The sequence below is a fragment of the Frankia gtarii genome, from assembly GCF_025403375.1.
GTDB classification, from domain to species: Bacteria; Actinomycetota; Actinomycetes; order Frankiales; family Frankiaceae; genus Frankia; species Frankia gtarii.
Genome location: NZ_JAMPTM010000226.1, coordinates 1 through 10,737, shown reverse-complemented (window position 1 = coordinate 10,737; position 10,737 = coordinate 1). Strand labels below are relative to the sequence as shown.

13 protein-coding genes and 2 pseudogenes are annotated in these 10,737 nt (G+C 70.6%); 8 read left to right on the top strand and 7 right to left on the bottom strand.

Annotated elements, in window-relative coordinates; translation table 11 throughout:
• The 3 genes and pseudogenes from NBZ83_RS24715 to NBZ83_RS24705 all read right to left on the bottom strand — a co-directional run.
• Positions 1-342, bottom strand: a pseudogene (locus tag NBZ83_RS24715) (hypothetical protein); the annotation flags it as partial.
• The gene (locus NBZ83_RS24710) at positions 339-914 is read right to left on the bottom strand and encodes a SigE family RNA polymerase sigma factor (protein WP_261566644.1); all 576 of its coding nucleotides are present in this window, start codon (positions 912-914) and stop codon (positions 339-341) included. The pseudogene NBZ83_RS24715 and the gene NBZ83_RS24710, both read right to left, overlap by 4 nt.
• A 61-nt stretch (positions 915-975) precedes the next feature.
• Positions 976-2,226 carry a benzoate/H(+) symporter BenE family transporter gene (locus tag NBZ83_RS24705; RefSeq protein ID WP_261575894.1) on the bottom strand — a complete coding sequence of 417 codons (1,251 nt, stop codon included), beginning with the start codon at positions 2,224-2,226 and terminating at the stop codon, positions 976-978.
• Between the two features lie 391 nt (positions 2,227-2,617).
• Between NBZ83_RS24705 and NBZ83_RS24700 the strand changes: the two genes are divergently transcribed.
• Positions 2,618-3,181 (top strand): TetR/AcrR family transcriptional regulator, encoded by a 564-nt coding sequence (locus NBZ83_RS24700; protein WP_261566642.1) that lies wholly within the window; start codon positions 2,618-2,620, stop codon positions 3,179-3,181.
• A gap of 63 nt (positions 3,182-3,244) precedes the next feature.
• Positions 3,245-3,538 (top strand): putative quinol monooxygenase, encoded by a 294-nt coding sequence (locus NBZ83_RS24695; protein WP_261575893.1) that lies wholly within the window; start codon positions 3,245-3,247, stop codon positions 3,536-3,538.
• Between the two features lie 52 nt (positions 3,539-3,590).
• Here the strand turns inward: NBZ83_RS24695 and NBZ83_RS24690 are convergent, their stop codons facing one another.
• The gene (locus NBZ83_RS24690; protein ID WP_261566640.1) at positions 3,591-4,712 is read right to left on the bottom strand and encodes an FAD-dependent oxidoreductase; all 1,122 of its coding nucleotides are present in this window, start codon (positions 4,710-4,712) and stop codon (positions 3,591-3,593) included.
• 65 nt (positions 4,713-4,777) lie between these two features.
• On the opposite strand from NBZ83_RS24690, the gene NBZ83_RS24685 reads away from it, so the two are divergent.
• On the top strand, positions 4,778-5,506 hold the full coding sequence (locus NBZ83_RS24685; protein ID WP_261575892.1) for a class I SAM-dependent methyltransferase: 729 nt from the start codon (positions 4,778-4,780) through the stop codon (positions 5,504-5,506).
• A 96-nt stretch (positions 5,507-5,602) separates the two neighbouring features.
• Entirely contained in the window at positions 5,603-5,920 is a 318-nt protein-coding gene (locus tag NBZ83_RS24680; protein WP_261566638.1) for a hypothetical protein, read from the top strand.
• 60 nt (positions 5,921-5,980) lie between these two features.
• Here NBZ83_RS24680 and NBZ83_RS24675 read toward each other — a convergent pair whose 3' ends face one another.
• The gene (locus NBZ83_RS24675) at positions 5,981-6,541 is read right to left on the bottom strand and encodes a TetR/AcrR family transcriptional regulator (protein ID WP_261566637.1); all 561 of its coding nucleotides are present in this window, start codon (positions 6,539-6,541) and stop codon (positions 5,981-5,983) included.
• A 96-nt stretch (positions 6,542-6,637) separates the two neighbouring features.
• Between NBZ83_RS24675 and NBZ83_RS34660 the strand changes: the two genes are divergently transcribed.
• The 3 genes and pseudogenes from NBZ83_RS34660 to NBZ83_RS34650 all read left to right on the top strand — a co-directional run.
• The gene (locus NBZ83_RS34660; RefSeq protein WP_308203825.1) at positions 6,638-6,934 is read left to right on the top strand and encodes an SDR family NAD(P)-dependent oxidoreductase; all 297 of its coding nucleotides are present in this window, start codon (positions 6,638-6,640) and stop codon (positions 6,932-6,934) included.
• Between the two features lie 9 nt (positions 6,935-6,943).
• Positions 6,944-8,614 (top strand): DUF4158 domain-containing protein, encoded by a 1,671-nt coding sequence (locus tag NBZ83_RS34655; protein ID WP_261566636.1) that lies wholly within the window; start codon positions 6,944-6,946, stop codon positions 8,612-8,614.
• Between the two features lie 67 nt (positions 8,615-8,681).
• Positions 8,682-8,846, top strand: a pseudogene (locus tag NBZ83_RS34650) (hypothetical protein); the annotation flags it as partial.
• Positions 8,847-8,901: 55 nt separating this feature from the next.
• On the opposite strand, the gene NBZ83_RS34645 reads toward NBZ83_RS34650, so the two are convergent.
• Complete coding sequence (locus NBZ83_RS34645) at positions 8,902-9,051, bottom strand: hypothetical protein (RefSeq protein ID WP_368861900.1); 150 nt, start codon at positions 9,049-9,051, stop codon at positions 8,902-8,904.
• On the opposite strand from NBZ83_RS34645, the gene NBZ83_RS34640 reads away from it, so the two are divergent.
• A complete protein-coding gene (locus tag NBZ83_RS34640) occupies positions 8,978-9,925 on the top strand; it encodes a Tn3 family transposase (RefSeq protein ID WP_368861899.1) in 948 nt (315 codons plus the stop codon). The two genes, NBZ83_RS34645 and NBZ83_RS34640, sit on opposite strands and share 74 nt — an antisense overlap.
• 239 nt (positions 9,926-10,164) lie before the next feature.
• Here NBZ83_RS34640 and NBZ83_RS24655 read toward each other — a convergent pair.
• Positions 10,165-10,737, bottom strand: a 573-nt coding sequence (locus tag NBZ83_RS24655; protein ID WP_261575891.1) for an ester cyclase, incomplete at its 5' end; no start/stop codon positions are given.

Genomic DNA, 10,737 nt, shown 5'->3' with positions numbered 1-10,737 from the left:
GTGCAGGGGCGGGCCGCCCACGACGGCGGGGACCTCGGTGGGGATTGCCGGCGCGGGGCCGCGGACCACGGAGGGGGACCCGGCCGCGGGCAGGATCGTCGCCCGGCCGTCCGGCCGGCCCTGCGCCGGGCCGCCGACGAGGACGCCGACCACGACGGCCGCCAGGACCGCTGCGCCGGCCGGGACGATGACGGCGAGGCGGCGCCGGCGCCGGGCGGCGGGCGCTGCGGCCCGCGCCGCCGCTACCAGCTCGGCCGGGGGGCGGACCTCCACCTGGCCGGCCGCCGAACGCAACCAGCCGGCGACCGCGTCATCGGAGCTACCGGGCGGGGGCGCGTTCATCGTGTCTCCTCTCGCGGACCAACGAGGGGGTATCCGACCTGAGACGAGGCCGGTGCGCCGGCGGGGCCGGCGAGCGCGGGGTGGGTGCGGAGCTTGGCGAGGCCCTTCGCCGCCTGGCTTTTCACCGTGCCGGCCGAGTAGCGCAGCAGCGCGGCGACCTCGGCCTCGGGCAGGTCCTCGCAGTAGCGCAGGACGACGACGGCGCGCTGGCGTGGCGGCAGCGCGGCGAGCGCCGCGGCAAGTCCCGCCCGGTCCTCGACGGCGGCGAGCTGCGGCGAGGGCTGCGCCCGTTCCGGCGGCACGTCGACGAGCACCTGGCGGACCCGGCGGCGGCGAAACCGGCGGGTGTTGGCGTTGGCCATCACCCGGCGGGCGTAGGCGTCGGGCCGGTCATGGCCACGGACCCGCGGCCAGACGACGAACACGCGGGTCAGCGTCGTCTGGGTCAGGTCCTCCGCCTCCCCGACGTCGCCGGTCAGCAGGTAGGCGAACCGCAGCAGCCCGGCGGCCCGCGGCGTGAAGTACGCCGTGAACCCGCCGTCATCGTCGCCGTCGCCGTCGTCTGTGCGCACCACGACCTCCCTCGCCCTACAGAGGCCGGCGGGCCGCCTTCGGGTTGCCCGGCTTTCCGAGTTATTTCTCCCCTGGTGGTGCGAACCCGAGTCCCGGGCTCAGAGCGGCGCGGACGAGCAGGCCGGCGGTGAGGGCCCAGAAGGCGGCGCCGACACCGGCGAGGGTGATGCCGCTGGCCGCGACGACGAAGGTGACGACCGCGCCCTGGCGGTCGGCCGGGTCGGCCAGGGCCGAGGTCAGCGACGAGGCGAGCGTGGTGAGGAGGGCGAGGCCCGCGACGGCCGTGGTGACGCCGGCGGGGGCGGCGGTCACGACCGTCGCGAGAGCCGTGGACACCGCGGCGAGGGCGAGGAAGGTCGCACCGGCGAGGTGGGCGACGACCCAGCGCCGCCGCGGATCGGGGTGCGCCTGGGGGCTCGCGGCGAGCGCGGCGGTGATCGCGGCCAGGTTGATCGCGTGGCCGCCGGCGGTCGCGCCGACGATGGTGCCGAGGCCGGTCACCGTCATCGACTCCCGCCAGGGGACCGTGTAGCCGTAGGAGGACAGCACCGCCACACCCGGCACGTTCTGCGACGCCATCGTGACGACGTAGAGCGGGAGGGCGAGGGAGAGCACCGACGCCCAGGTCAGTGTCGGCGCCGTCAGCGCGACCTGGGGCAGCAGCGGCCCGTGCGGGCCGCCGTGGCGGGCGAGCCAGATCCCGATCGCCAGCATCGCGGCGGCGAACGCCGCCGGTACCGCCCAGCGTGGTGCGAGCCGCCCCAGCGCCAGCCACACCACGACCGCCGGCGCGACGAGCCCCGGATGGTCCACCAGCCCGTGGACGGGCGCGAGGCACAGCGAGAGCAGGACGCCGGCGAGCATCGCCTGCGCGATCGGCGTGGGGATCCGGGCGATGAGCGCCCCGAGGCGTGGCCGCAGCGCGGTGGCCAGGATCAGCCCGCCGACGACGAGGAAGGCCCCGACCGCCGCCGGCCAGCCACCGTCGACCGCGCCGGTCGAGGCGAGCAGCGCCGCGCCCGGGGTCGACCAGGCGAGCAGGATCGGCATCCGGTGGCGGCGGCTGAGCCACAGCGTCCCGAGCGCCTGGGTGACGGTGACGGCGAGCAGGCCCGAGGCGGCCTGGGTGGGATTGGCCCCGACCGCCCGCAGCCCGGCCAGCACCACGACGGAGGCGCTGGCGAACCCGACCAGCGCCGTGACGACGCCCGCGCTGACCAGATGGGCGAGGCGCACCCCCGAAGCCGCCTTCCCCTCCGCGGGGTCCGGAGCGGTCGCGTCGGCCGGTAAGCCGCGATCGCGCCGTTCCATATACAAAACAATACTGTTGATCGTTCTGACAACAGCACCATCGATGACCGCGCGGAAGAGCATGAGCAGGGCGGTGGCGTACATGCCGGTCGCGGCGAGCTGGCCACCGAGTGCGTCGACAGCGGCGAGGGCGGCGACCGGAACCCGTCAACCTGGTTGAGGCAGGATGTTGCAGAAACGCGCCAGCTGATGTGTCTGGCTGGTCGGGCTGTTTCTCCGCAGCGCCGCCTCCGCTTTTCGATGGGGGCAGGCGGGTGGAGCCGGCGGCGACCTCGTCCAGGAGAGCGCGGAGCATCCGTAGCCACACCCCGAAGTGAACCGGCCGGCGGGGCAGGTGGACCGTGCCGTACTGCGATCTAGGCTAGGACGGTCGTACGAGTGGGAGGTGCTGATGGCTGGCGACACCAGGCAACGCATGACGGAGGCGGCGGCGTTGTCGTTGCGCCAACGGGGACTGGCTGCGACATCGTTCACCGACGTCCTCGCCGCGAGCGGCGCGGCCCGCGGGGCGATCTACCACCACTTCCCGGGAGGTAAGAACGACCTCGCCGAGCAGGCCGTCGCATGGACGGGTCGCCGGGTCCGGGCCGAGTTCGAGAGCATCGGCGGGGACGATCCGGACGCTGTGTTGCGCAGCTTCGTCGAGCTCATCAGCCCCGTCGTGGCGAAGGCGGCAGGTGGTACGAGCTGCGCGGTGGCTGCGGTGACGGTAGAAGCGTCACCGGAGCAGCCCGCGCTGCACGCTGCGGCGGACACGGCGTTCCGATCATGGATCGACGTCCTCGAAGCGCGACTGCGTCACGTCGGCCTCGCCCCGTCGCAGGCCAGCGCCACCGCGCAGTTGATGGTCACGTTCCTGGAGGGGAGTCTCGTCCTGGCCCGCGCCGCCGGCACGGTCGCGCTCTTCGAGCAGAGCGCGTCGGTGTTGCTGCGAGCCCTCGCCGAACAGCCTTGACTAGTACGGGCATCCTAGTTACCGTTTTCTAGTATGGACGTACTAGTTTCCGGGAGTCACATCATGGCCGTCTCGTCGGTGTTCGACCTGCGCTTCTCGCCCGAGTCCGCGCAGGAGGGCGTGGACCTCGCCCGTGCCATCGGCGCTGACATGCCGGCCACCGCGGGCTGCACCGGGTACGACGTCATCCGCGACCTGGCGGACCCCGGTCACGTCGTGATCGTCACTCGCTGGAACACCCGCGGCGACGGCGAAGCCGTACTCGGCTCCTACTTCCGGGATCCGAAGATCACCCGCGTCACCGAGCTGCTCGGCCACGTTCCCACCGGGTTCCTCGGCGAGCTCGCCGACAAGTAGCCTCCGGGCGAGACCTCACCCTGAGCCGAAAACGGTGACGCGGTTCTCATACTCAGCCAGGTTGGAAGAAGGCGAGCATTTTCTGGCTGGCGTCGGGTGAGGTCAGGATTTCCTGGACGTGCGCGGACTGCCGGCCGGCGGCGCTGGTGCGTGCGAACATCTCGCGTTCGTATTCCTGGACGGCGGCGGGAACGTCGTTCGGGTGCGTGGCCAGCGCGAGGCCGAGCAGGGCGCCGTCGAGCAGCGCCATGTTGGCGCCCTGCCCCACCGGCGGCATCAGGTGCGCGGCGTCGCCGAGCAGCGTGACGCCCGGCGTCGACGGCCAGGTCAGGCCGACCGGGAGCGTGGTGATCGACCGCGGCAGGACCGTGTCGTCGCAGGCCGCGATCAGTGCGGTGAACCGTGGGTGCCAGCCGGTGAACATCTCGATCAGCCGCGCTCGGGCGGCGCCCGGGTCGCCGAAGGGGATCCCGCTGGTGGCGAACCAGTCCTCGGCGCTGTTGTAGAAGCTGAGGTAGATGCGTACGCGGCCGTCGCCGTTGCGCTGCGCCGACAGGGACTGCCCGTTGCCGAGCACCCAGTAGTTGCCGCGCCCGACCATCGCCGCGAGGTCGGGGTGGGTGCGGTCGATGTCGGGAATGCCAAGCTCGACCATGTTGTGGCCGGTGTGCGCTGGTCGGGCGTCGGTGAGCAGCGCGCGGACCCGGGAGTCCGCGCCGTCGGCGCCGACCAGCAGGTCGTAGGTCGCACTGTGGCCGTCGGTGAAGGACAGCAGGCCCTGGTCGGCGGAGGCGAACGCGTGGCCCCAGCGCACCGCGTGTTCGGGCAGCGAGTCCAGCAGCAGGGTGCGCAGATCGCCACGGTCGACCTCGGGTCGCTCGAGCGCGGCGTCGTCGGGGGTGTCCTCCTGCAGCAGCAGGGTGCCGTCCGGGTCGAGAAGTCGCAGATCCTGGCCTTCACGACGGGCGATCACGTGGAACTGGTCGATCAGGCCGGCCTCACGCAACGCCCGCTGCCCGGTCCCGGAGTGCAGATCAAGCATGCCGCCCTGAGCGCGCGCGCCGCGCGACGACTCGCGTTCGTACACGACGGCGTCGATGCCGTTGACGTGCAGCACTCGGGCAAGGGCCAGGCCGCCCAGGCCGGCTCCGACGATGGTGATGGTGAGGGTCATGGTTGCCTCCGATGCACCGAACTGCCTGCCCCGCCAGGGCGCGTGACGGTGGGTATGGTCCCGGGATGCCGGATCCGATCTTTGCTCATCCTCTCCTCGCCCGGGTGTACGACTCCTTCGACGCCGACCGCGACGACCTGGCCGCCTATCTCGCGATCGCCGCCGAGCTGACCGCGCATCGTGTCCTCGACGTCGGGTGCGGGACCGGTTGCCTGGCGGTTCTGCTCGCCGGACGCGGCGCCACGGTCGTGGGCGTCGACCCGGCCGAGGAGTCGCTCAGGGTCGCGAGGTCGAAGGACCCGGCGGGAGGGGTCCGCTGGATCCACGGCGAGGCCGCGGCACTGCCGGCGCTCGACGCGGACCTGGCGACGATGACCGGGAACGTGGCCCAGGCCTTTCTGACCGACGACGACTGGGGCCGGGCCCTGCGGGGCATCCACACCGCCCTTCGCCCCCACGGCCATCTCGTCTTCGAGACCCGGCGTCCCGAACGTCACGCCTGGGCGCAGTGGGCGGTGGACGTCGATCCGGTCACCCTCGACATCGCGGACCTCGGCCTGGTGGAACGACGCCTGGAGGTCACCGACGTCCGCCTTCCGTTCGTCTCCTTCCGCTACACCTACCGTTTCCTGGCCGAGGGTGTGGTCGTCACCTCGGACTCGACCCTGCGTTTCCGCGGCCGGGGCGAGGTCGAGTCGAGCCTGGTCGCCCATGGCTACCGAGTCCTCGACGTGCGCGAGGCGCCGGACCGCCCGGGGTGTGAGTTCGTGTTCGTCGCCGAACGTGCGACCTGACGCGACCACTGTCCGTCACCGTGGACCGGTGGACCGGTGGGACCCTCGCCCCCCAGGCTCGCGAAGAATTCCTGAGCGTCCGTATTGAAACTTCCCGTGCGCAGACGCGGCCGCCTCGTCGCCGCGGTCGCTCCGAGACTGCTGGCCGTGAACGGTGTCGGCGCTGACAGCGCCGGCCACGTCCAGCACGTCCGTCGCCGACTGCGCCAACAGGGTCAGCAGGATCGGGTACCGGCGCTGCGGCTCCCGCCACTGCAACGCCTGCGCCGTCAGCCGACGACCCACCGTGGCCAGGAACCTGCGCCGCTGCGCCGGCAGCACCGACAAGTCGAGGGTGTGCGCGTCCACGCGACCCCCTCAAGTCCGGGTGAGGTCAAGGTCAAGCTCTCCGGGCTGCTGCACGCGGAACGGTGACGGTCCGTTCCCAGCAACTCAGGACAAGCAGCCGCCCCTGTGACCTGGGGCGTGCGGATCTCAGTGGCGGCGCAGACCGTCGAGGATGACCACGACGAGCCTGCGGGCGCGGGTGTCCCACTCCGCCTCGGGCACCCGGGACAACGCGCCGAGCAGCAGGATGACGTCGGCGGCGTCGATGTCGTCGCGCACCTCGCCTGCGGCCGTGCCCCGGTCGAGCATGGCGGTGAGAGCCTCGTCGAGTCGGCCGTGGTGGTCGGCGTACAGGTCCTGCCAGGCCGACGCCTCGATCGCCGCCATGACCCCGCGTTTGACCCGTGCGTACTCGACCAGCCGGTCCAGCCATCGGGTCAGCGCCTCCAGCGGCGGATGCTCGACGAGCAGGGCCGCCGCGGCGTCGACGAGCTCGCCCATCTCGTGCCGGTACACCTCGGCCAGCAGATGCTCGCGGGTCGGGAAGTGCCGGTAGAGCGTGCCCTGCCCGACGCCCGCGGCCTTGGCGACCAGGTGCAGTTTGAGGTCCTCGACCGCCGTGTCGGAGTCGCTCAGCGCCGTGCGCGCGGCAGCGACGATGCGCTCGCGGTTGGCGACCGCGTCCGAACGGTGTGCACGGGCGGGCACACTCCCACCTCCCCCTGACTTCTCTACCGGACAAGTGTCCGGTAACTTGAAGAGGTGCAACCGGACAGTTGTCAGGTTAGAGCAGGAGGCATGGCGATGGGCGGAGTCAGCGGCAAGGTCGTCGCCGTCACCGGAGCGAGCAGCGGCATCGGCGAGGCGACCGCGCTGGAACTCGCCGCCCGGGGCGCGGCGGTCGTGCTCGGCGCCCGGCGTACCGACCGGCTCACCGCGCTGGCCGAACGCATCCGCGCCGCGGGCGGCCGCGCGCAGGTCGTGCCCACGGATGTCGGGGTGCCGGTAAGGAACGTGTCACCAGATCCAAAGGGCACCGGGCATCGTCCGGAGGTGGGCGGTCGGCTTTCGACACAGACCGGATATGTCGGTAGGTCATGATGCTCGGCCATGGCCCGATCGTTGGATCTTGATGAGCTCGTCGAGCACTGGACGTTGCTGGATGACGAGCAGGCACTGATCGCGGGCAAGCGTGGGGCGACCCGGTTGGGGTTCGCGTTGCTGCTGAAGTTCTACGGCGGCCTGGGCCGGTTCCCGCGGGGCCGTAGCGAACTGCCCGATGAAGCGGTGGCCTTCGTCGCCCGCCAGGTCGCGGTGCCGGCATCGGAGCTGGGGTTCTACGAGTGGTCAGGCAGCACGATCGCGTTCCACCGGGCGCAGATCCGAAGCCATCTGGGTTTCAGAGAGTGCTCGGTGGCTGATGCGGACGAGCTGACCGGGTGGCTGGCCGCGAACGTGTGCCAGGCCGAACGGCGCCCTGAGCTGGTCCGCGGCGAGCTGCTGGCCCGGTGCCGGGCAGAGCAGATCGAGCCGCCGACGGGTGGGCGGGTCGAGCGGATCGTGCGGTCGGCGTTGCATCAGGGCGAGCAGGTACTGACCGCCAGGATGATGGCGCGGCTGCCCGAAGAGGTCACTGGCAGGCTGGCGGCGCTGGTCGACGTCCAGGTCCGCGATGACGCGGAGGCCTTTGACTCGGTGCTGGCACTGATCAAGTCGGTGCCGGGCAACGTGAGCCTGGACTCGATGCTGACCGAGATCCGTAAGCTGCGTGCGGTTCGGGCGATCGGGCTGCCCGTGGAGTTGTTCGCCGACGTCGCCCCGAGGGTGATCTCTTCCTGGCGGGCACGGGCTGCGGTGGAGTCGCCGTCGCACCTGCGTGCTCATCCGCGCCCGCTGATGCTGGTGCTGCTGGCCGCCCTGCTGCACACCCGCCAGCAGGAGATCACAGACACGCTGGTGGAGCTGCTGATCTCCACCGTGCACCGCATCGGCGCGCGGGCGGACAAGAAGGTCACCGAGGAACTCGTCAACGCCTTCAAACGGGTCACCGGGAAGGAGAACATCCTGTTCGCGATCGCCGAGGCATCCCTGTCGGCTCCAGACGATCCGGTGCGCCAGGTGGTCTATCCGGCGGTGAGTGGTGGGGAGTCGACCTTGCGGGAGCTGGTGCACGAGTACAAGACGAAGGGGCCGGTGTACCGGCGTACGGTGCAGACCACGCTGAAGGCCTCGTACAGCAACCACTACCGGCGTGGGCTGATCGAGTTGCTGGACGTCCTGGAGTTCCGGTCCAACAACAGCACCCATTCGCCGGTGCTGGACGCCCTGGACCTGATCAAGCGTCACGCCGATGCCCGCCTGACGTTCTACCCCGCCGGTGAGGTGGTCCCCGACCACAAGGGCCTGGTCGGGGACTGGGCGCCGCTGGTGTTCCACGACACCGCCAAGGGCGAGCGGCGGGTCTACCGTGGCGTCTACGAGATCTGCACCTTCCAAGCACTGCGGGAACGGTTGCGGTGCAAGGAAATCTGGGTCGTCGGAGCAGACAAGTGGCGTAACCCCGATGAGGACCTGCCCGCCGACTTCGAGACCCACCGGGCCTCTCACTACGCCGCGCTACGCAAACCGCTGGACGCCACCGAGTTCATCGAGCAACTGCGGGCGGAGATGCGCGCCGAGCTCGGCGCCCTGGACGCCGCGGCGCCGTCCCTGGACTGGCTGCAGATCGCTGATCGGGGCAAGAACGGCTCCATCGCTCACCCCGCTGGAGGCGGCCCCTGAACCGCGCAACCTGCGCCGGCTCAAGGGCGAGGTCCGCACCCGGTGGGGCAGCGTGCCGTTGATCGACATGCTGAAGGAAGCGGTCCTGCGGACCGGGTGCCTGAGCAAGGTCACGACCGTGGCCGGGCGCGGTGACATGGCGGGCGAGGTGCTGGCCGAGCGGCTGCTGCTGGCGATCTACGCCTACGGCACGAACACCGGCATCCGCGCCGTCGCCGGCAACGCCGCGGCCGGGCACAGCGAGGACGACATCCGGTACGTGCGCCGCCGCTACCTCAGCGCCGCCGCTACCTCAGCGCCGACGTCGCCCGCACCATCGCCGTCGAGATCGCCAACGCGACCTTCGCCTCCCGGGCGCAGACGATCTGGGGCGCCGGGTCCAGCGCGGTCGCCTCGGACTCGACGCACTTCGGGGCCTTCGACCAGAACATCTTCACCGAATGGCATTCGCGTTACGGCGGGCGCGGGGTGTTGATCTATTGGCATGTGGAGCGCAAGAGCATGGCGATCCACTCCCAATTGATCAACTGCTCGGCCTCCGAGGTCGCCGCGATGATCGAGGGCGCGATGCGCCACGGCACCACGATGGAGGTCGAGGGCAACTACGTCGACTCCCACGGCCAGTCCGAGATCGGCTTCGGGGTGACCCGGCTGCTCGGTTTCGACCTGCTGCCGAGGATCAAACGGATCAACGTTGCCCGCCTGTACCGCCCGGCCGCCGGCGAACCGGACGCCTACCCCCGGCTGGGCCCGGCGATGACCCGCCCGATCCGCTGGGACATCGTCTCCGAGCAGTACGACCAGATGATCAAGTACGCGACCGCGATCCGTGCCGGGACCGCCTCGACCGAGGCGATCCTGCGCCGGTTCACCAAGGCCAACGCGATCCACCCCACCTACCAGGCGATGATCGAGGTCGGCCGGGCGCAGAAGACCATCCTCATCGCCCGGTACCTGCGCAACCGGGACCTACAACGCGAGATCAACGAGGGCCTGAACGTCGTGGAGTCCTGGAACCGCGCCAACAGCGTGATCTTCTACGGCAAGGGCGGCGACATCGCCACCAACCGCCGCGACGAGCAAGAACTATCCGTCCTGTGCCTGCGGGTGCTCCAAGCCGCCCTGGTCTACGTCAACACCCTCATGGTCCAGGACATCCTCTACGACGACGACTGGGCCACCGCCCTGACCGACGTCGACCGGCGCGGACTGACACCCCTGTTCTGGACTCACGTTTCCCCGTACGGGGAGGTCCGTCTCGACATGAGCCGTCGCCTCGAACTGGGCCGCCCGCCGTCCGTCCCCGCCTGAGATTGCTTCACCGGTGTGGTCTGGGTGACCGGGCCGCCCATGGTCGAGGGGGTTGCTGCTCGGGGCGCTCAGCCGGGCGATGCCGAGGGAGTAGGTCGAACGGCTGAACAACCTCACCCCGGCCGCCGGTGAGCGGCACGAGGAAGGCGTCATGACCTCCATCGATTGCTTGACCTTGTTGCGGAGGATCTTCCCCATGACGTTGCGGGGGAGATCCTCCACCGGCACTACCAGGTCGGTCAGGCCTCTTCGGCGCCGAGTTGGCGGAGCAGGCTGCGGTTGTCGGTTCGGACGTACTCCTCGACGAGTCGGCCGGCGGCGTCGAAGCGGAAGATGTTCATCAGGTCCATCACGACGCGCGTGCCGGTGGGCTCGACCGGACCGATGGGTGACTGGGTGAAAGACCGGACGAAGGTTCCTTCGATCCACGTCTGGCAGGCGATGAAGTCGCCGTCGGCAACGATGATTCCGCGCCGGATAGAGCGGTCGTCGAATGCGGCCCGCAGTGCCGCGAAGTACTCGGTGAGCCCCGCATAGTCGGCGTCGAAGCCATCCGGGCCATGGAAGGCGAAGTTCTCGACGTCGAAGTACGAGTCGACTTCCTCGGGGTTCTCGCCGGAGACCTCTAGTTCTCCGGCGCGGACCAGGCGTGCGATGAGTTCGTCACGGGTATAACGAGTCGGTTTGTCGCCGCCTCCTGAAAACTGACCCCCCAGGGGGCCGCGAAAACTGACCCCCTGCTGGTGTAGGAGGGGTGCTGAAGGTGGAGGACTGGGCGGAGATCCGCAGATTGCGTCGAGCTGAGGGCGTTC